This window comes from Pseudomonas sp. F007 (genome assembly GCF_057814275.1).
This window is the reverse complement of the sequence record NZ_JBVATA010000010.1, coordinates 166,621-186,620: the sequence shown is the minus strand read 5'-3', so window position 1 is coordinate 186,620 and position 20,000 is coordinate 166,621. Positions and strand designations below refer to the sequence as shown.

Sequence of the window (20,000 nt, the reverse complement as noted above, 5' to 3'; positions counted from 1 at the left end):
TCATGGCCTTTCGAGACCTGGTCGCGGAGATCGACAGCGTGGTGTTCGACACCCTGGCCGATGTGGGCTACATCGATGGCCGTCGAGTGCTGGGTATGTTCTCGGCACCCTGGTTGCAACCCAAGATCGGGCGCTTGAACACCGGATTGCGCGAGCCGTGCTTTCACATCCGAGTGGCCGATGCCGCAGGCGTCGAGAAAACGCAGACGGTGCTCATCGAGCTACCCGCCCTGGACGGAGGTGGTGAGTACACCCTGATCCATCTGGAGCCTGCGGGTGATGGACTGGTGGCCTTGTCGCTGAGGTTAAAAGCATGAGCGCCGTGCCGGTGTCGCTGCAATTGTCTGCCGACGATATGCAGGCTTTTAAACAGCTGGCCAAGGTGGTGCCCAAGGCTGCAGCTGCGGCGCAACGGCGGGCGATCAACAAGACGTTGGGCTGGCTGGCCACCCACATGGCGCGCGATGTCAGCAAGCAGGAGCGCATCGCCGTCCGCGCGGTGCGTCAGCGCCTGCGCAGCTACCCCATCCAAGGTCAGGGGCAGTTGGGCAAACTTTGGTTTGGCACCAACCCTTTGGAGGCCAGCCGAACCGGGCAGGCGCGCCAGACGAAGGCGGGCGTCTCGGTGGCGGGGCGGCGGTATCAGGGCGCCTTTTACAAACGTGTGTATGGCAACAAGGCCGACATCTGGATCCGCACGTCGAGTAAACATTTCAACCCGGAGGACTATCCCGGCAGCAGCGTGTCCGCCGGCGGTGGGACGAGTTCGGGCTGGATCGCGGAACACGACAACCGTTTTCCATTGGCCAAGGCCAAGGTCTCACTCGAAGACGTTGAAGGTCCGTTTTACACCTGGGCCAACAGGGCCGACGAACGTCTGCTGGTCGTGTTCAGGCAAGAGATGAATTTTGAACTGCATAAATACCTGAAGGGGAGTGCCCGTGGCTGATCCTGCCTTTTCGCTGGATACCTTGTACGCCGCGATCGAGGACCACATTCGCCAGGCGTTGCCGACGGTGCGATTTGTCGCGACCTGTCCGGATATTCAAGACCGCATAGCGTTGCCGGCGGTGTTTCTCGAGCCGGTTGAGTTCGAACCCGGGCAAGACATCGGTACCGGTGAAACCGTGTTGGTCCAGCGCTTTGAAGCGCGGATCATTGTCGCACCGGAATTGCCCCGTCATCAGCAACTCGGCGCCCAGTTGGCCGCACAACTGGCCATGCTTTTACGGGCGCAGACCTGGGGTCTGGACAGCGTCGAACAGGCGCAGTTTGTGGCGTCGCGTCAGGACTGGACCAAACCGGAACTCGATGGTTACACCGTGTGGACGGTGGAGTGGACACAGCAAATTTACCTCGGCGAGGTCGAATGGCTGTGGCCTGTGGAGCCGCCGGGTAGCCTGTACCTGAACGTCGATGGCTGCACCGGTACCGGCAACGAAGACCACTACTTTCGGCCGGAGGATCTCGAGAATGGGGTACCCCAGCGCTGAGCATGACCGGATGATTGCCGCCATGCTGTTGCCGTGTGTGGTGGTCGGCGTCAATCTTGAGGCCGGGCGGGTTCGAGTCAAGGCCGGCACTTGGGTCAGTGCCTGGGTGCGCTGGCACAGCCTCGCCGCCGGAAAGGCCCGTCACTGGCGGGTGCCGAGTATGAATGAGCAAGGCGTGTTGTTCAGTCCCAGCGGCGAGCCGGCAATGGGCACCTTTATTCCGGGGCTGTATGGCAACGCCGGGACGCCACCGGACAACCGTGATCATGTCGAGGCCTGGCACTTCGAGGATGGCGGTTCGCTGGTCTATGACTGGGATGCCGGTAGCTACACCATCGATTTGCCCAGCGGCACCCGTGCCACGATCGCCGTCGGTGGATCGCTGGTTGAGGTGACCCCGGATCACGTCCGTGTGAGCGCAGCCGAGATCGCGCTGACGGGGGCCGTGAGCATCGACGGCGCATTGACTGTCTCCGGTGACATCACCGGCGCCGGCACGATCATGGACGCCGGCGGCAATAGCAATCACCACACACATTGATCACTCAACTGTAGCCCGCCGCGTGCGGGCTTTTTTATGCCTGGAGCAAATCATGACGACCAAAATCAACGGCACCGCCGTGTCGCCCGAAGAGCCTGACGCCAACCCACCGAAACCGGCCACCTCGGACGCAGTCCGGGTATTTCGCGACACGCTCTATACCTCAAGGGTGCTGATCCTCCCTCAGGGCGGCGGCACGTTGCGCGTGGCCAAGGGGCAGATCAAGGTGGCGTCCAACGATTCCGTTGCCGTCGATTACCTGGAAGGCCGCCCGGACTTCGTCGCGGTCGAGGGCTGATCTGATGATCGGGATGATCGGGCTGGACCGCCGAACCGGCCAGCTCATTTCCGGCCTCGATCACCTGCGCCAGTCCATCGAGGACATTCTCTCCACCCCGCTGGGCAGCCGGCGCATGCGCCCGGAATACGGCAGCAAGTTACGGCGTTTCGTCGACCTGCCGGTTAATGATGGCTGGAAAAGTGCGGTGCAGGCCGAGGTGGCCAGCACCCTGGGCCGTTGGGAGCCTCGCCTGAAGTTGGGCCGGGTGCGCGCCGTGGCCATTCTCGATGGGCGGATTACGTTCGAGCTGACCGGACAATATCTGGGTGGCGACGTATTGCTGGAGGTGACCGCATGACCATGGAACTGGCGGCCCTGCCGCCACCGCAAGTGCTTGAGGATCTCGACTTCGAAGTGGTGTACCAGGAGAAGCTCGAAGCCTTCCGCCTGAGCATGGGTGACAACTGGAACGCGGCGCTGGAGAGCGATCCGGTGCTCAAGCTGATCGAACAGGCCGCGTACGGGGCGGTGCAGAACCGAGCGCGAGTCAACGATGCGGGTAAGGCCTTGCTGTTGGCGCATGCGGTGCGCGGGGACCTCGATCACTTGGCCGCCAACGTCAACCTGCAGCGCCTGGTGATTCAGGTGGGGGATCCGAGCACAGTGCCACCGACGCCGCAGGTGCTCGAAGACGACGAGGCCCTGCGCGAGCGCATTCAGCTGTCGTATGAGGGGCTGACCACCGCGGGGCCACGTAACAGCTACATTCTGCATGCGCGTAATGCCTCTGGCTTGGTGGCTGATGCCACCGCTGAAAGCCCGTCACCGGCCGAAGTGGTGGTGAGTGTGCTCAGTCTGGAGGGCAGTGGCGCCGCTTCGCCGGAGCTGCTCGAGCAGGTTCGCCTGGGTCTGAATGACGAGGATGTGCGGCCGGTGGGTGATCGCCTCACCGTGCAGAGTGCCGTGGTGATCGATTACGCCATTGAAGCCGTGTTGTACCCGCAGAGCCCGGGGCCGGAAAACGAGGCCTACTTGGCTGAAGCCCAGAAGCGTCTGAGCGAGTGGATCAACCCGCGGCGGCGCTTGGGGTTGGAGGTGGCGCGCTCGGGGATCGATGCCCAGCTGCACATCCCCGGGATTTCCCGGGTTGAGCTGCTGGACTGGACCGATATCAGGCCGAGCAAGGCCGAAGCGGCGTACTGCACCGGCTACACCGTGACGCTGGGGGCCTGATATGAGCACGCAGCTGCCGCTCAACAGCACGCCGCTGGAATTGGGCCTGGAGGCGGCCAACTACGAAAACACGCTGATTCCTCTGCGCAGTTTGTACAACGCCGACACCTGTCCCGAACATTTGCTGCCGTATCTGGCCTGGTCTTGGTCGGTGGACCGCTGGAACAACGCCTGGACATCGGACGCCAAGCGCGCGGCGATACGTGCGGCGTATGACGTGCATGCGCGCAAAGGCACCATCGGTTCGCTGCGCCGGGTGGTCGAGCCTTTGGGCTACCTGATTGCCATCGTGGAATGGTTCGACACCGTGCCGGAGGGTGTGCCCGGGACCTTTGCCCTGGAGGTCGGACTGAATGACGCCGGAATCACCGAAGAACGCTACGAGGAGCTGACGTGGCTGATCGACGACGCCCGGCCGGTCAGCCGGCATATGACGAACCTCGCGCTCAGCCTGCAGACGAGCGGGCAATTGGGCATAGCCGTGTGTGTGCAAGAAGGCGAAGAGATTGACGTGTATCCCCCGGCGCCGAAAGACATCGACGTGACCGGCACCTTTGGTCCAGCGCTCTGCGTTGATGAAACCGATACCTTGGATGTTTATCCCTATGATTGATAAGAGCAGTCAGTTTTTTGCCATCCTCACCGCGGTCGGTGAAGCCAAACACGCCAATGCCATTGCTATGGGCCTGGACTGGATGTTCACCGAGATGGGCCTGGGCGATGCCAACGGCACCGATCCGATCCCCGACCGCCTGCAAACTCAGCTTATCAACGAATGGCGCCGCGCGCCGATCAACCAGATCCGCGTCGATCCGGCCAACCCCAACACGGTGATCACCGAACAGATCATTCCGCCTGAAGTCGGCGGCGAGTGGATTCGCGAGATCGGCCTGTACGATGTCGACGGCGATTTGGTGGCGGTGGCCAACTGTGCGCCGAGCTATAAACCATTGCTCGACCAAGGCAGTGGGAAGACCCAAGTCGTGCGGATGAATTTCATCGTCAGCAGCTCGGCGAACATCGTGCTGAAGATCGATCCCTCGGTGGTGCTGGCCACCCGCGAGTACGTCGATTCAAAGATTCAGGAAGAGCTGAACAAGCTCGATAGCAAGCAGTCGGCCCGGGTCGCCACCACAGACGGCATCACGCTAAGTGGCGTACAAACCCTTGACGGTGTGGCCGTGGTCGCCGGTGACCGGGTGTTGGTGGCCGCCCAGGCATCGGCCGAGGAAAACGGTATTTACGTGGCCAGCGCTGATGCCTGGATCCGCGCGGCGGATGCCGACAACAGCCTGGAAGTGACCCCGGGACTGTTTATTCATGTCGAGCAGGGCACCGTCAATGGCGAGAGCCTCTGGCAGTTGATCACCGACGCGCCGATTACTCTGGGCACCACTGGCTTGCAGTTCGAGCTGATTGCCGGAGGCAGCGGGGCGGGCGTGGGCACATTTCGCAGTGTCACCGTGGACGCCCTCGGGCGCGTGATCGCCGGCACCAACCCGACCACTCTGGACGGCTACGGCATCACTGATGCCTTGGCTGTAGATGAAAACCTCGCCGATCTGACGGATGCGGCCGAGGCACGCGGCAACCTGGGGCTGGGCAGCGCGGCGACGGCGGATGTGCAGACCGATCTGGATGACGCCACGGTGGATGCGCTGATGAAGGTCGGCGCCTTTGGCTTGGGCGGCGCCGGCATCAGCCTGGAAGCCGGTACCGACCTCAACACCATTCTCACTGCGGGTTTCTATCGCCTCGAAGGCGCGCCGGTAAACGGGCCTTCGGGTGGCACCAACTCAGTAATGATTGTCGGCGTTGGTCGCGACGTGGCATTGCAGATGGTCGTGCAATTCAACACTGGGGTGTTATTCACACGCGGTGGCAGTGGTTCCGGTTCAACCTGGTCCGCTTGGAAAACCCAGTGGGACAGCGGCTCGCTGGTCAAACAAGGGAACTCCACAGACGCCACGGCAGGCCGGGTGCTACTCAATGGCGCCTTCGGCCTGGGCGGCGCGGCGCCAAACTTGCCGGGCGATGATTTCAACGCTGCGCATGTGGGCGGGATTTACACCTATGAAGCTGACACGCTGAATCGGCCCAACGTTGCCAACGGAACCAGCCATGGCTTGGTCATCCACATGGAGCGCTCTTACGGGAACTTGGCGTACCAGGAGGTGCATGCGGCGAACAGCGCGACCTACTACCGGTATCGCACCGGTGATTTCGCAAACGGCACTTGGAGCGAATGGCAGCACGTGTGGGACTCCAGCAACCTTGATCCAGCTGATTTTGAGGTGCCGCCGGCCACTGAGTCTGTTTCTGGTATTACCCGTTTTGCGACACCGGCTGAAACCATCAGCGACAACCGCTCCATTGCTATCACCCCATTCGGGCTGCAGCAAGGCAGCCAAGCCTCTCCCTCGGATGACGCGCCGGGCAAGCACCTGATGACCGGCGCCTATGGCTGGGGCCAGGGCGGTATCGTCGTTGCCGACGGCACTGACCTCGACACGATTCTCAGTGCTGGGGTTTATCGGGTGAACACAGGACCCAATGTTCCTGAGGGTGGCCAATACTCGCCTATGCTAGTGATGGTCGCCCAGGACGTCGTCACGCAAATGATCATCACTAGCCAGAGCGGCACGATCTATACACGGGGGATGATTGCCGACATGGTCGGCTGGGGGGCCTGGAATTCGTCACAGTCCGCGCTGGGTTTTACTCCGGTGCAGCAGGGTGGTGGCGTTAATCAAGCGGCCAACAAGATTCACATCGGCTTCAAGGCCACGCCGAGCACCATCGGGCTGCAGGTCGACAGCTCCGATTTCGGCGACGTCTGGTGCGATAACTATGGCATCAGCAAGGTGCGCAATTGTGTCGTCGCCTTTGTTGTGGGTGAGGTCGGGAGCTATGCCATGTTTCGTGTGCAGAATGGTGCAGGCACCGCCCCTGGCACCTTGGTGGCCGGCGGCAATTTGATCTTTACCGATGCGGGAGCCCAATCGTCCCATGGCAATCCGGGAGGCACCTGGATGTTGATGGGCGGCCTGCAAAACGCTGATGGTACCGATGATGATTCTGCCGTTATTTGCATGAGGGTCGCTTGATGAATTACTCCGATGCACTTAGTCCGCAATGGGCCAACGCCGAGCACTCCGCGATAAACGTGCAGCTGGTAACCGAGACGCTTGCGGCTATGCCGTTTACGGCCACCCCTGACGACTCGACCGACTACGGTCCCGAGATCTATCAGCGCGCGGTCGCGGGTGACTTTGGTGAAATCGCCGCCTATGAACCACCCACGGACGCCGCCTTGTTGCCCGCCGCGCGCTCCCTGCTGAAGCGGTTGATGCAGGACGCTGGCTTGGTCATAGCGCCGCTACAGGACTCGCTCGATCTGGGTGTGGCCACCGAAGAGCAGGTCGAGCAGTTGAGTGCCTGGAAGTTCTACCGAATCGAGCTCAGTGAAGTGCCACATCAACCTGGGTGGCCGAGCGGCATTGAATGGCCGGTAATGCCAATGACCCCCTAACGTCTCCAAAGAACATCCCTACAGCCTCGCATTTGCGGGGCTTTTTTGTATCCGGAGCAGCACTCTATGAGTTTCTTTCACGGCGTTACCGTGACGTTGGTGGATACCGGCGCGCGGCATATCGCAACTCCGTCCGCCTCGATCATCGGCCTGTGCAATACCTTCAGCGAAGGTCCGGACGTGTCCGCCAAGTACAACCAGTTGCTGTTGATCACCCGCGAAAGCGAGGCGGTTGCCGCCTGGGGCGCGGATGCGGCCATCACCCAAGACTGCAGGGCCATCTTCAAACGCGCCAAGGCGGTCATCGTCGCGGTCGGCGCGCCCGAGCTGGAGGACGCCGATGAGCAGCTTTCCGCGATCATTGGCGGCGTGTGGGCCGATGGCACTCGCACCGGCATGCAGGCGCTGCTTGATGGCAAGAGCAAGTTCAACGCCCAGCCGCGGCTGTTGATTACCCCGGGTTATTCGTCATCGCTTCCGGTGGCCACCGAACTGATCGCGCTGGCCGATAAGTTACGCGCCATGGCGCTCATTGATGGGCCAAACACCACCGACGAGGCCGCGATCGCCTATGCCGCCCACTTCGGCAGCAAGCACGCCTATCTGGTCGATCCTGGCGTGCAGTTCTGGGATACCGGGAGCAGTGCCACCGTCAATGCGCCGGCCTCGGCCTGGGCCGCCGGCCTGTTCGCCTGGACCGACGCCACCTACGGATTTTGGGCGTCACCGTCGAACAAGGAGTTTGTTGGCGTCACCGGCACCACGCGGGCGATTGAATTTCTCGACGGTGACCCGTCCTGCCGAGCTAACGTGCTGAACAACGCCAACATCACCACCATCATTCGGGATGACGGCTATCGCCTGTGGGGTAACCGCACGCTGTCCAGCGATCCGAAATGGGCGTTTGTCACCCGCGTGCGCACCCTGGATATCGTCATGGACGCAATCCTCTACGGCCATAAGTGGGCGGTCGACCGTTCGATCACCTCGACCTACGTCAAGGATGTGACTGAAGGCCTGCAGGCGTTCATGCGTGACCTGAAAAATCAGGGCGCGATCATCAACTTCGAAGTCTATGCCGACGAAGAGCTGAACACCTCCAGCGAGCTGAGCCAAGGCAAGGTGTACTGGAACATCCGTTTCACCGACGTGCCGCCGGCCGAAAACCCCAATTTCCGCGTGGAGGTGACCGATCAGTGGATCACTGAAGTGCTCGACACCGCCGCCTAAGGAGGCCGTTTTATGATTCCGGAAGTGCTCTACAACACCAATCTGTTTGTCGACGGTATCAGCCTGCAGGGCGATGTGCCGAGCCTGACCCTGCCCAAGTTGACGCTCAAGACCGACGATTACCGAGCCGGCGGCATGGATGCGGCGGTGGAAATCGACATGGGTACCGAGAAGCTCGAGGCCAGCTTTACCACCCACGGTGTGCGCCGTGAGGTGCTTAAGTTTTTTGGTCAGGCCGACCTGACGGCGTTCAACGCATCGTTTCGTGGTGCCTTCAAGGGGCAGAAAGGCGCGGTGAAATCGGTGGTCGCTACCTTGCGTGGCGGCCTCAAGGAAGTCGACCCGGGGGAGTGGAAGCCCGGAGAAAAAGGCGAGTTCAAGTACGCCGTCGCCGTGACCTATTACAAGCTGGAGATCGACGGCAGCGTGATGTTTGAAATCGATCCCCTCAACTCGATTCGCGTCATCGATGGCACCGACCAACTGGCCGCGGTGCGATCCGCCCTGGGCATGTAAGGAGCAACATTATGAGCAACAAGATCAACAGCCAAGCAGAAGCCGCATTGCCTAAATGGCTGCAACTGGGCGATGGCATTGCCACCGTCATGTTATCCAAGGCGAGCGAGGCCAATGGCATCAAGGTCGACAAACTGACCTTGCGTGAGCCGACGGTGCGTGAAATGCGCGCGGCCACGCTGCACGGCGGCAGCAATGAAGAAGAGCAGGAAATGACGCTGTTTTGCAGCCTGGCGAGCATCGGCCGTGCGGATCTGGAGGGGCTGCTGATGCGCGATTATCGTCGTCTGCAGACCGCCTATTTTCGTCTGGGAGCAGACGACGGGGTTTAATCCACGCCTGCAAAAGACCCTGGCCAAACGATTGGCGGTGGAGTTGAATTTTTCCGCGGCCGAAATTCAGGGGCTGTCGTTTTCCGAGATGGTCTGGTGGCTCACGGACTGAGCCCATCCACCATTGAGCACAGGTATCCTGCATGACGAACAAACTCTCGCTCGGGTTGGTGATCGGCGGTGCCGTCGATTCGTCGCTTGGCGCCGCTTTCAAGAACGTCAGCAGCGAAATGAAAAAGCTGGGGGCGCAAACCACGCGGGCCAAAGGCCTGCAGAAAGTCATCGGCGAGACCATGCGTCTGCGCGACGAATGGAAAAAAGCCCACGACAGCGGCGCGGCCAATGCCGACGCCTTGCTGCGTAAGTTGGAGACCAACACCAACAGCCTGCGCAAGCAGGGCGTCGAGGTCGGTCGCTTGCGTCAGGAGTACCTGGCGCTCGGTAAGGTGGTGCGCAGCGCCGAGTTCAAGGCCAAAGGCCTGGGGCAGGTGGAAGAGGGGCGCGAAAGTCTGCGCAGTGGCATTGGCACGGCAGTGGCCGGCACCACGCTGGCGGCGGTACCGACCAAAATCAGTGCGGATTTTCAGGCAATCATTCGTGACATCGCGATTAAGTCGGGAACCGCCAATACCCAGCAGGAAGTGAACACTGCCCGCGACATCGTGCAAACCTCGAAAGACACCGGTATGGCCAACACCCAGGTAGCGGAGTTGGTGAACCAACTGGTGGGTGGCGGCATGGATCTGACCGACGCATTGAAGTATGCGCCGGTGGCTGCGAAGTTTGCGGTCGGGCAGGGCGCTTCAGGCACCGATACGGCGAAGATGATTTTGGCCATGCAGAACAACGCCAAGATCACCGATCCCAAGAAAATGGAACAGGCCTTGGCATCGGTCGCGCTGCTGGGCCAGCAAGGCAGCTTTGAGGCTGCCGACATGGCCAAGTGGTTTCCCGAACTGTTAGCGCAGATGGCCAGCAGCGGCATCACCGGCCAGGAGGCGGTCAGCCAGTTGGGCGCCATGCTGCAGGTGCAGATCAAAAGCGCCGGCAGCGCCGATGAAGCGGCGAACAATCTGAAAAACTGGATTGCAAAAATAGGCTCTGGGGAAACGGTCAAAGGTTATGCCGATGCTGGCATCGATTATCAGGCCTCGATGAACGCAGCCATTGCCAAGGGCCTGTCGACCGTTGAAGCCAGCTTTGAGCTGGCGCGCCGGTACGTGGAAAAGACCGACCCGAAAATGGCCCAACAGCTGCAGCAGGGCCTGAGTCAGATCGGCCAGGAGACCGACCCAGCCAAGGCGCAGGCGATGGCCGACGCCCTGGCCGCGACCTTGCGTACCGGCGATCTGTTCGCCGACATGCAGGTCAAAACTGCCCTGATGGCCTACACCCAGAATAAAAAGCTGTATGCGGATCTCAAAAAAGACGCCTCAAACCCCGACGGTCAGCGAAAGGACATTCTCGACAAGAATCTCAGTGAACGGCGCGAGGCCTCGTCCCAACGCTGGGCCGAAACCGGGCAGGCGTTCAACGATTCATTGCGCGCGATCGGCGATGCCTTGCGTCCGGCGACCGATGCGCTGGCTACCGGGATCGGCGCGGCAGCGCGTGGGTTGACCGCGCTGTCGGAGGAAGCGCCCAAAGCGGTGTTGGGCCTGGCGGCGCTGACTGCCGGAGCGTTGGTGCTGGGTAAAGCCTGGGCCGCGCTGAAGATCGGCCGGGGGCTGGCGAATATCGTTCGAGGCGCGGCCGGCGATCGGTCCAACATCGTGCAGCGGGTGTTCGTCACCAACACGGATGACGACGATGATGACGGGCTGGATCCGGGCAAAGACGGGCCGGGCAAAAGCGCTAGAGGTCGTGGGAGCAAGGGCGCAGGCGTGATGAAAGTAGGCGGGGCACTGGCGGCAGTCGGTGCTGGTGTTCTGGCGTTGGACACCTACCAGAACGCGACCACTCGCGATGAGAAGGCCGAAGGTTACGGCGAGGCGACAGGCAGCCTGGCTGGCGGTTTAGCGGGCGCAGCGGCCGGCGCAGCCATCGGTTCGATCATCCCTGTGGTGGGTACCGCCATCGGCGGGATTATCGGCAGCATGCTCGGTGCGTGGGGCGGGAGCGAGATCGGAGCGACGTTTGGGAAGGCACTGTTTGGTGGTGCGGACACGCCGGCCAATTCACCGCTCGCGAGCCAAGGGCTGGGTGCAGTTATGCGCTCAATGGACAGTGCCCCCGCGGCACCGATCATGGCTGCGTTGATGGCCCAGAGCGGACCCGCGACACCGCTGGCCTCGTCGAAGGTTGATCAGCAATTCACCTTCGCCCCGGCGCCGGTTATTACCGTGCAAGGCGATGTAAAAGATCCGGCGCAGCTGGCTCAGGAATTGATGCCGTACCTGCGCCGCCAATTCGAGGACTTCGCCCGGCAAGCCCGCGATCGCCAGTTGTTTGATGCGCCCCATGTGAGCTGAGGAAATGATATGGCGGAGAAAAAAACCTACCTGCAGCACCTGCAGGGCGGATTGAAATACCTGGTCGACGCGGGGGAGGCCGGCCGCACCGACATTGAATCCATGACGGGGCCCATGAATGGCGCGCTCAATGAAATCAGTGGGGCAGCCGACGCGTTGGAGGGGTTGCCCTTTATCAGCGAGGATCTGAGCGACAAGACACGGCGCCTGCAGGACGCGATCAACTCGGCGCAGGCCAAGATCGGCAAGGTGGCCAGTCTTTACAACCAAACCCAGCGTGCGTTGGCGCAGTTTGATGAGCACTTTTCTGCGCTGACCGAACAGATTGGCCGTTTTGGTGCGGCTTTTAACAAGGTCGCCGGCAAGGCCAATGTCGCGTTGGGCAACATCTTCCCCACGCAATGGTTCGCCGGCGACATGTCGCCGATTCCCGACGCGGTGAAGCCGTTCCCGCACCTGCTGATTCTCTATCCGCTGAAAGCCAATGAGCGCCCGTATTACTTCAACCTGGATACGGCAGCCTTCGACGAACTTCGCCGGCAGACGGCGTTTCGCTGGGCTGCACAGGAACGGCTGAGCCGGCGTCCGGCACAGCAGGCGGTAGGCTTGGGTGATGAGAAAATTACCCTCAAAGGTGCAATTTATCCGAGCTTCAAGGGCGGGCTGGAGCAGCTGGACACGCTGCGCAGCATTGGCGCCAAGTTGCTGCCCCTGAATTTGACCACGGGGTATGGCGAGGTACTGGGCAATTGGTGTTTGACCAATATCGAGGAAGAGCAAAGCGCCTTGCTGCCGGGGGCGATCCCGCGCAAGCAGGGTTTTTCATTGGAGTTTGTCCGTTATGGCGATGACTTGCAGAACAGCTGAAGGGGATCTACTCGACACCCTGTGCCACCACTATTACGGCCACCTCAACCGCTGCGTCGAAGCGGTGCTGGCCGCCAATCAGGGCCTGGCCGACGAGCCACAACCGTTCCGCGCAGGCTTGCTGATCACGCTACCGGACCTGGTGGTGGAGCCGGACAGCGTCATTTCTTTGTGGGATTAATCCCATTATCAGACCCGCCAGATGCGGGTTTATTCTTTTCTGGAGTACCGACATGCAACCGTTGTTTCGCATCGTCGCCAATGGTGCCGACATCACCGCCCTGATCAATGATCGGCTCGTCTCGTTGCAGCTCTCCGACCGGCCCGGAATGGCTTCGGACTCGTTTGAGCTGCGCATTGATGACCGTGACGGTGCGGTGGCGTTACCTGAGCGTGGCGCGAGTATCGAGGTATACCTGGGCTATGCCGGCGCCGACCTGACGCGAATGGGCCGCTACACCGTTGACGAAGTAGCAGTGTCAGGCCCGCCGGACACGCTGGTGATCAGCGGCAAGGCCAGCGATATGCGGGGCAGTGGCAAAGCCACACGCAGCGGCAGTTGGGAGGACGTCAGCCTGGCGCAGATCGTCGGCGATGTGGCTGCGCGCAATGGTTGGCAGCCGTCGTGCCCGGTAGACGCGCGGGTACCCCGTATGGATCAACTCAATGAGTCGGATTTCAACTTCATCACCCGTGTCGCGAAGAAGCACGACTGCACGGCCAAGGTAGCCGATGGCAAGTTGCTGGTTCTGCCACGGCAGGGCGGGCAGAGCGCCAGTGGTCGGGCGTTGGCGGTCATTACCCTGCAGCGCAGTGAAGTAACTCGCTGGCACTTTCGCTTGAGCGACCGAAACGCCCATGAGGGAGTCAGCACCCAGTACCAGGATCCGGCCAGCGGGGAATTGTTGGTTTCGCATCTGGACAACCCGAACGTGCCGGAGGGCCTACCACCGGTGCACACCGACCGCCATCTTTACCCGGACCGGACGGCCGCTGATGAAGCGGCGAAGGCCCGCCTGGCGGCATTCAATCGGTCCACTGCCTTGGTACGCCTGGATATGCCCGGACGCACCGACTTGTTTGCCGAGATCATGATTGCGGCGCAAGGCTTCAAGCGTGGGCTCGACGGTGAATACCTGGTGGAGTCGGTCGATCACACTTTCACCCCGTCCGGGTGGACGGTGTCGGTGGAGTGCAATGGTGGCAAGGAGGGAAAGGCGAAGGCTTCCGGCAAACCGCAGAAGGTCGTGCTTGAAGTGCCGTATTGATTGCTCGAGCAAGCGAATCGGACCGAGTTGGAAATTTCATAAGTCAAAGTAAAAAGGAGCGGCCAGGTTGGATGCGTCAACACCCAACCTAGCCACAGTCCCCGCAGATTGTCCCTGCAAGTCCAGTCAAGGCTCCCGCTCTGTGCACAAAGCGGAGAGAGCCTAGCACCTGTTTATTTATACAGTAAAGGTCTTGCTATCCATGTCTACACCCATCATCCCTTGGATGGGCGGCAAACGCCGCCTGGCCGATCGCCTCATCCCGCTGTTTCCCCCTCACGAATGCTATGTCGAAGTCTTTGCCGGCGGCGCCGCGCTCTACTTCATGCGGCCTCAGGCTGCCCCCGTCGAAGTCCTCAACGACATCAACGGCGACCTGGTGACGTTGTACCGCGTGGTGCAGAACCACCTCGAGGAGTTCGTGCGCCAGTTCAAATGGGCGCTGAGCTCACGCCAGGTGTTCGAGTGGCAGAAGATGACCCGCCCTGAAACCCTCACCGACATCCAACGTGCCGCGCGATTTTTCTACCTGCAGCACCATGCCTTCGCCGGCAAGGTGACGGGGCAGACGTTCGGCACCGCGACCACTGGCCCGGCGATCAACCTGTTGCGGATCGAGGAAAACCTTTCAGCCGCCTGGCAGCGCCTGTCTGGCACCTATGTCGAAAACCTGCCCTGGCTGGACTGCGCCGAACGCTACGACCGAGCCCATACCTTCCACTATATGGACCCGCCGTATTGGCAGACTGCAGGGTATGGGGTCGATTTTCCGTTCGAGAACTATGAGCGCATGGCCGATTTCATGCGTCGCTGCAAGGGCAGGGTCATGGTCAGCATCAACGACCACCCGGACATCCGTCGGGTGTTTGAGGGCTTTCATTTTGAAACGCTGGATATTCGCTATACCACCAGCAACCAACGGCAGGGTAAGGCCGAGGTCAGTGGTGAACTGGTGATTATGAACTGGGAGCCTGCAGCGTTGGGAGGGCTGTTTTGACACGGCTGCTTTCATCATTGACGTTGAGCAAGGGCAGAAATCGTCCATTTGCTGCCCTTCACCATTGGCAAACTTCGGCCAATTTCAGCCATTGCTGACCCGCAACTTCACGCCCTGCAGAATTCAGTCAACCTCAATCGAGATTCCTCTGGAGCGGTGAACCACGCTTCCTCAAGGCATTCACCTAGGCGGTTTCAACGCTCAACCCTGCGCCACTGGACAATGGCGATATGAATACGGGTGGCGAACACCGACCACCCGTTTACCCGACTGCTTACTTTGCCATCTCCGCTCGGGCCGCAGCGATCTTGGCTTTAACCGAATCGAGGTTGAAGCTCGCGCCTTTTTGCATCGGCGGGAACTCGATAGCGGTTTCCGCCAGCTTGGCGACTTGCTGCTGGACGAACACGAAGCGCCAGAACTGGTACTTGAACCAGTCGAAATACTGCTGCGAACCTTGCGCGGCCTGATTCTCCGGCCAACCCATACGTTCGAAGGGATCGAGGCGCAGGTTGGTCAGGATCGGCACGTCGACCGCCACCTTGGCGCCCATCCAGCCGCCTGGCTGGTCAATAAAGCGATATTTGTAGTCGCCTATTCGCACCGCACCCAGCGCACTCTCGCCAAAATAGAAAATTTCGTTACGGGTCGACGGCCCCTTGCCCGTGATCATCGGTGTCTGGTCGTAGCCGTCAAGATGCACCTTGTAGGTTCGGTCGCCCAGTTGTTTGCCTTTGAGCAGTTCCTGAGTGATGTTCGGGTTACCGGCCGCCGCGACAAGGGTCGGGAACCAGTCCATACCGGACATGATGCCGTTGGCAATCTGATTGGCCGGTACCTTGCCAGGCCAACGAATGATCGCCGGAACACGGAATCCACCTTCCATGATGGTGCCTTTGCCCATGGCGAACGGCGTGGTGCCGCCATCCGGCCAAGTGAAGTTTTCCGCGCCATTGTCAGTGGTGAAAATGACAATGGTGTTGTCATCCATACCGTCTTTTTTCAGCTTGGCCATGACGTCACCGACGATATCATCGAGCTGTGCCATGCCGGCTTCCTGTTCCGACCAGCCATTTTGCGAGTTGCGCATGGCTTCATACTTGTCAGACAGGTGCGTGACGATGTGCATGCGGGTCGGGTTCAGCCAGAGGAAGAACGGTTTGTTGTCCTGCTTGGCCTTGTCGACGAAGGCGAAGGCTTTGTCGCGAATCTCGTCGTCGACGGTTTTCATCCGTTCCGGATAGAGCGTGCCGGCGTCTTCGATTTTCTGTTTGCCGACCTTGCCCCAGCGCGGCATGACCGTGGTGTCATCGGTGGTAGTCGCCCAACTGTGGACCATATTGCGCGGGCCAACAGTGGCAAGAAGCTCCTGCGGATAGTTGGGGTGCGCCGGGTCTTCCATGGCGTCGAGGTGGTAGAGGTAGCCGAAGAATTCGTCGAACCCGTGCACGGTGGGCAAGAATTCGTTGAGATCGCCCAGGTGATTCTTGCCGAACTGGCCCGTGGAATAGCCCATGGATTTCAGCGCTGTAGCGATGGTCACGGCTTCGGCGGGAATACCAATGGGAGAGCCGGCCTGCCCAACAGTGGTCATTCCGGTACGGATCGGCAGTTCGCCGGTGATGAAGTTGGCCCGCCCGGCGGTACAACTGGCCTCGGCGTAGTAATCGGTAAAACGCATGCCTTCAGCCGCAAGCTGGTCGAGATTGGGTGTTCGACCGGCCATCATGCCCTGGTTGTAGACACCGATGTTGGACCAGCCAATATCGTCACCCATAATGACTACAATGTTAGGGGCTGTTTTGTCGGCGGCTTGAGAGAGGCCGGGGAAAACCACTGCAGACATCAATATTGATACAGCGAACGCCGTTGATAACTTTGTCCGGTTCATGTTGAGCTCCTGCGTACTTGCGTGAGTACCTTGAGACGAGCCCCCGACCGTCCTTAAAACTGGATCCCCCGCGAAGAGCGTAGGTACTAATTGCTAATTATCCAATATTTAGTTTCTAGACTGTAAACTGTTGTTTCATGGGTTTTACAGCTGGACCGTCAGATCGATGGTGGCACCTCATCCATCTAGGGTCCGCGTATCTAGGTAAAGATAAATCGTCTTCTCGCATCATCGAGCGTCTTCAATGGGTCGTTTCTTGCCTTTCGAGAGCGTCCGCTTATACCCAAAGCGTTCCTTCATTTCTGCACGCATTGATCATGTACTGGCGCTCGCTTGTGATGAGTGACTTACTGAAAACCCTTGACCTAACAATTCTGGGGAATTGGCAGTAGGAATTTTACGATTAATTTACGGGGTCTTGGGGCTGGGTATCTGATACTGCGCGGTGCTAATTTTAAAGGCTCTGTTATGTCCCTCGCAGCGATTCGGCTTATCGGCTTCATCCTAGGCATTTTTCTGATCACGCTGGCCGTAAGCATGGCTTTTCCCATGATCACACTGATGGCCTATGAGCGGAGCGACGATCTGTCGGCCTTCCTCTGGTCGAGTTTGATTACCCTAATCTGTGGCTTGTTGTTGATCGTGGGGGGGCGCCCGGATGCTGCCCAGCTCCGCCCCCGGGACATGTACTTACTGACGACTGGCAGTTGGGTGGTTGTGTGCACCTTCGCAGCCTTGCCAATGGTGTTCATTAGCCATATCAGCTACACCGACGCATTTTTTGAAACGATGTCTGGTATCACAACCACCGGCTCGACTGTACTCTCCGGTTTGGATACCTCATCTCCCGGCTTATTGATCTGGCGCTCGATGCTGCATTGGTTGGGAGGTATCGGTTTTATCGGCATGGCTGTGGCAATCCTTCCACTCTTACGAGTAGGCGGTATGCGTCTGTTCCAGACAGAGTCCTCAGACTGGTCAGAGAAAGTTACGCCACGTTCCCATGTGGCAGCCAAGTACATTCTTTTGCTTTATCTGACGCTTACTGGCATCGGAGTACTGGCACTATGGCTCGCTGGAATGACGCCATTTGAAGCGGTCAATCACTCAATGTCGTTGATCTCTACCGGGGGATTCTCAACCTCAGACGCCTCACTTGGGCACTGGACGCAACCAGCGATTCATTGGGTGGCAGTGGTCATCATGATTACGGGAAGCCTGCCTTTCACCTTGTACGTAGCGACATTGCGGGGCAATCGAGGTGCGCTGATCAAGGATCACCAAGTGCGCGGATTCGTTGGATTCTTGCTCGTCATATCGCTGACGGTGGGTACCTGGCTGTGTTTTCACAGCGACTACGGATGGTGGGATGCGTTTCGTATCGTCGCAGTCAATGTGACCTCGGTCGTCACAACCACCGGAATTGCAGTTGGTGACTACACCTTGTGGGGCAGCTTCGCTGTCTTGCTCTTTTTCTATCTTACGTTTGTCGGTGGATGCTCCGGCTCCACTGCAGGCGGTCTTAAAATCTTCCGTTTTCAGGTGGCTGCCGCTCTACTGGTCAGTAGTTTGAAGCAGTTGATCCATCCTCGAGCCGTGATTCAGAAAAAGTACAATGGCCATCCCATAGACGAGGAAATCTTGCGCTCGCTTTTGACCTTTTCGTTTTTCTTCACCATCACTATTGCCGCTATCGCCTTGGGCTTGGCTCTAATCGGACTGGATTGGACAACCGCATTGAGCGGTGCCGCTACTGCGGTTTGTAACGTTGGGCCAGGGCTTGGCACGATCATTGGGCCAGCAGGTAATTTCTCATCATTACCTGATGCTGCCAAATGGCTACTGACCGTTGGAATGCTTCTAGGAAGACTAGAAATTCTGACTGTGCTGGTGCTCGTCACTCCCGTCTTCTGGAGATACTGATCCCGCCTTGTCCGGCTCTGAGTATGAGAGGTACATGGGTGGCAGGCGAATGGCTTGCCGTTGATTTACTTAATTTTCAGCGACAATGTTGCATCTTAGAAACACGGTAAAGATAAAGCACAGGACTGCTGTTGGCGGGTAGCAGTTCTCAGTGAAAGGCAGCTTCGGATTTTGCCTTGGTGACAGATATTAACTGGCCGACAGCAGCAGTGCTCAATGTCGGGTCGTAGATCCACTTCAAATCGAGCGCTGGTTGACCCGCGCCATTAGTTGCTCTGCACCTTCTTTGCGCTCGGAGTAACGGTCGACGAGGTGAGCCTGGTGACCACGCAACAACAGCGTGAACTTCACCAGTTCTTCCATTACATCGACGACACGATCGTAGAACGGCGACGCCTTCATCCGTCCAGCCTCGTCGAACTCCATATATGCCTTGGGCACCGATGACTGATTCGGGATGGTGAACATGCGCATCCAGCGCCCCAACACTCGCAGTTGATTGACCGCGTTGAACGATTGTGAACCACCGCAGATCTGCATCACCGCCAAGGTTTTGCCCTGGGTAGGACGGACCGCGCCTAGCTCCAACGGGATCCAGTCGATCTGCGCCTTGAACACGGCCGACATTGCGCCATGTCGTTCCGGCGAACACCACACCTGGCCTTCTGACCAAAGCATGAGGTCACGTAACTCCTGCACTTTGGGGTGATCGACCGGGGCGTCATCCGGCAACGGTAAACCGCTGGGGTTGAAAATTCGTGTCTCGGCGCCGAAGTGGTCAAGCAAGCGTGCCGCCTCCTGCACCAGCAGGCGGCTGAACGAGCGTTCACGGTTAGATCCGTACAGCAATAGGATGCGCGGCTTGTGCTCCTCCGCCACTGCGGTGTGCGCGCGGTCGAAAAGGTTCAGATCCAAGTTGGGTAGATGCTCTGACATAAAATCTCCTTAGAGCGCACCGATTCGATTGAGCTCGTTTTTAAGCTCGTCACGATTGAGGGTGCCGAACGGCAGTTCAAGGAAGGCTTTGCAGCGTCGCTCGATGCGCGCGAGGGTGGCACGGAAGGCAGCGTCAATCGCCGCTTCTTCTCCTGTCACGTTGGACGGATCTTCCAACCCCCAATGGGCTTTCAGAGCCGGACCGAAGTAAACCGGACAGCTTTCGCCGGCAGCCTTGTCACACACCGTTATGACGATATCCGGCGGATTGCCTTCGAAGGCGTCGTTGCCCTTGCTGTACAAGCCGTCAATCGGGATTCCGGCTTGTTGCAGGGTCGACAGGCTGCGCGGCAGCACCAGGCCCTTGGGGAAACTCCCGGAGCTCATCGCCTCAAAACCCTGCGGCGCCAGGTGATTGAACATGGCTTCTGAAAGAATGCTGCGGCAACTATTGGCCGTGCACATGAACAGGACTCGCATGGATTGCTCC

General features: G+C 59.5%; 21 protein-coding genes and 1 pseudogene. 19 read left to right on the top strand and 3 right to left on the bottom strand.

The annotated features are described in order from the left end of the window. The first annotated feature begins 2 nt into the window (after positions 1-2). The 18 genes and pseudogenes from ACZYR5_RS24865 (at position 3) to ACZYR5_RS24780 (ending at position 14,760) form a co-directional block, all read left to right on the top strand. Positions 3-317, top strand: coding sequence for a head-tail joining protein (locus ACZYR5_RS24865; RefSeq protein ID WP_489092057.1), 315 nt, complete (start codon positions 3-5; stop codon positions 315-317). Continuing rightward, positions 314-949 carry a hypothetical protein gene (locus tag ACZYR5_RS24860; RefSeq protein ID WP_489092056.1) on the top strand — a complete coding sequence of 212 codons (636 nt, stop codon included), beginning with the start codon at positions 314-316 and terminating at the stop codon, positions 947-949. Before ACZYR5_RS24865 ends, ACZYR5_RS24860 begins: the two co-directional genes overlap by 4 nt. Then, positions 942-1,493 carry a hypothetical protein gene (locus tag ACZYR5_RS24855; protein ID WP_489092055.1) on the top strand — a complete coding sequence of 184 codons (552 nt, stop codon included), beginning with the start codon at positions 942-944 and terminating at the stop codon, positions 1,491-1,493. Before ACZYR5_RS24860 ends, ACZYR5_RS24855 begins: the two co-directional genes overlap by 8 nt. After that, positions 1,474-2,034 carry a phage baseplate assembly protein V gene (locus tag ACZYR5_RS24850; protein WP_489092054.1) on the top strand — a complete coding sequence of 187 codons (561 nt, stop codon included), beginning with the start codon at positions 1,474-1,476 and terminating at the stop codon, positions 2,032-2,034. Before ACZYR5_RS24855 ends, ACZYR5_RS24850 begins: the two co-directional genes overlap by 20 nt. A gap of 52 nt (positions 2,035-2,086) precedes the next feature. Next, positions 2,087-2,332 (top strand): hypothetical protein, encoded by a 246-nt coding sequence (locus ACZYR5_RS24845; RefSeq protein ID WP_442105202.1) that lies wholly within the window; start codon positions 2,087-2,089, stop codon positions 2,330-2,332. A 13-nt stretch (positions 2,333-2,345) separates the two neighbouring features. Then, on the top strand, positions 2,346-2,672 hold the full coding sequence (locus ACZYR5_RS24840) for a GPW/gp25 family protein (protein WP_489092186.1): 327 nt from the start codon (positions 2,346-2,348) through the stop codon (positions 2,670-2,672). Then, on the top strand, positions 2,669-3,547 hold the full coding sequence (locus ACZYR5_RS24835) for a baseplate assembly protein (RefSeq protein WP_489092053.1): 879 nt from the start codon (positions 2,669-2,671) through the stop codon (positions 3,545-3,547). Before ACZYR5_RS24840 ends, ACZYR5_RS24835 begins: the two co-directional genes overlap by 4 nt. Position 3,548: 1 nt before the next feature. Next, positions 3,549-4,160 (top strand): phage tail protein I, encoded by a 612-nt coding sequence (locus ACZYR5_RS24830; protein ID WP_489092052.1) that lies wholly within the window; start codon positions 3,549-3,551, stop codon positions 4,158-4,160. Then, a pseudogene (locus ACZYR5_RS24825) lies at positions 4,153-4,974 on the top strand (phage tail protein); the annotation flags it as partial. The gene ACZYR5_RS24830 and the pseudogene ACZYR5_RS24825, both read left to right, overlap by 8 nt. A 1,679-nt stretch (positions 4,975-6,653) precedes the next feature. Beyond that, positions 6,654-7,079 (top strand): tail fiber assembly protein, encoded by a 426-nt coding sequence (locus ACZYR5_RS24820; protein ID WP_489092051.1) that lies wholly within the window; start codon positions 6,654-6,656, stop codon positions 7,077-7,079. A 66-nt stretch (positions 7,080-7,145) separates the two neighbouring features. Next, on the top strand, positions 7,146-8,309 hold the full coding sequence (locus ACZYR5_RS24815) for a phage tail sheath subtilisin-like domain-containing protein (protein WP_489092050.1): 1,164 nt from the start codon (positions 7,146-7,148) through the stop codon (positions 8,307-8,309). A 12-nt stretch (positions 8,310-8,321) separates the two neighbouring features. Continuing rightward, a complete protein-coding gene (locus ACZYR5_RS24810) occupies positions 8,322-8,825 on the top strand; it encodes a phage major tail tube protein (RefSeq protein ID WP_489092049.1) in 504 nt (167 codons plus the stop codon). Positions 8,826-8,836: 11 nt separating this feature from the next. After that, entirely contained in the window at positions 8,837-9,157 is a 321-nt protein-coding gene (locus tag ACZYR5_RS24805) for a phage tail assembly protein (protein ID WP_489092048.1), read from the top strand. A gap of 143 nt (positions 9,158-9,300) precedes the next feature. Next, positions 9,301-11,628, top strand: a complete 2,328-nt coding sequence (locus ACZYR5_RS24800) for a phage tail tape measure protein (protein ID WP_489092047.1) — start codon at positions 9,301-9,303, stop codon at positions 11,626-11,628. A gap of 9 nt (positions 11,629-11,637) precedes the next feature. Continuing rightward, positions 11,638-12,495: a phage tail protein gene (locus tag ACZYR5_RS24795; RefSeq protein ID WP_489092046.1), complete on the top strand. Its 858-nt coding sequence runs from the start codon at positions 11,638-11,640 to the stop codon at positions 12,493-12,495. Further along, positions 12,470-12,676: a tail protein X gene (locus ACZYR5_RS24790; RefSeq protein ID WP_489092045.1), complete on the top strand. Its 207-nt coding sequence runs from the start codon at positions 12,470-12,472 to the stop codon at positions 12,674-12,676. Before ACZYR5_RS24795 ends, ACZYR5_RS24790 begins: the two co-directional genes overlap by 26 nt. Before the next feature lie 52 nt (positions 12,677-12,728). Continuing rightward, positions 12,729-13,763, top strand: coding sequence for a phage late control D family protein (locus ACZYR5_RS24785; protein WP_489092044.1), 1,035 nt, complete (start codon positions 12,729-12,731; stop codon positions 13,761-13,763). 202 nt (positions 13,764-13,965) lie between these two features. Then, positions 13,966-14,760, top strand: coding sequence for a DNA adenine methylase (locus tag ACZYR5_RS24780; RefSeq protein ID WP_489092043.1), 795 nt, complete (start codon positions 13,966-13,968; stop codon positions 14,758-14,760). Positions 14,761-15,034: 274 nt separating this feature from the next. Here ACZYR5_RS24780 and ACZYR5_RS24775 read toward each other — a convergent pair whose 3' ends face one another. Then, entirely contained in the window at positions 15,035-16,651 is a 1,617-nt protein-coding gene (locus ACZYR5_RS24775) for an arylsulfatase (RefSeq protein WP_489092042.1), read from the bottom strand. A 468-nt stretch (positions 16,652-17,119) separates the two neighbouring features. Between ACZYR5_RS24775 and ACZYR5_RS24770 the strand changes: the two genes are divergently transcribed. After that, positions 17,120-18,574: a TrkH family potassium uptake protein gene (locus ACZYR5_RS24770; protein WP_489092041.1), complete on the top strand. Its 1,455-nt coding sequence runs from the start codon at positions 17,120-17,122 to the stop codon at positions 18,572-18,574. Positions 18,575-18,811: 237 nt separating this feature from the next. On the opposite strand, the gene arsH is transcribed toward ACZYR5_RS24770, so the two are convergent. Together arsH and ACZYR5_RS24760 are read right to left on the bottom strand one after the other, a co-directional pair. After that, positions 18,812-19,510, bottom strand: a complete 699-nt coding sequence (gene arsH, locus ACZYR5_RS24765; RefSeq protein ID WP_489092040.1) for an arsenical resistance protein ArsH — start codon at positions 19,508-19,510, stop codon at positions 18,812-18,814. Between the two features lie 9 nt (positions 19,511-19,519). Next, on the bottom strand, positions 19,520-19,990 hold the full coding sequence (locus ACZYR5_RS24760; protein ID WP_489092039.1) for an arsenate reductase ArsC: 471 nt from the start codon (positions 19,988-19,990) through the stop codon (positions 19,520-19,522). Positions 19,991-20,000: the final 10 nt, after the last annotated feature.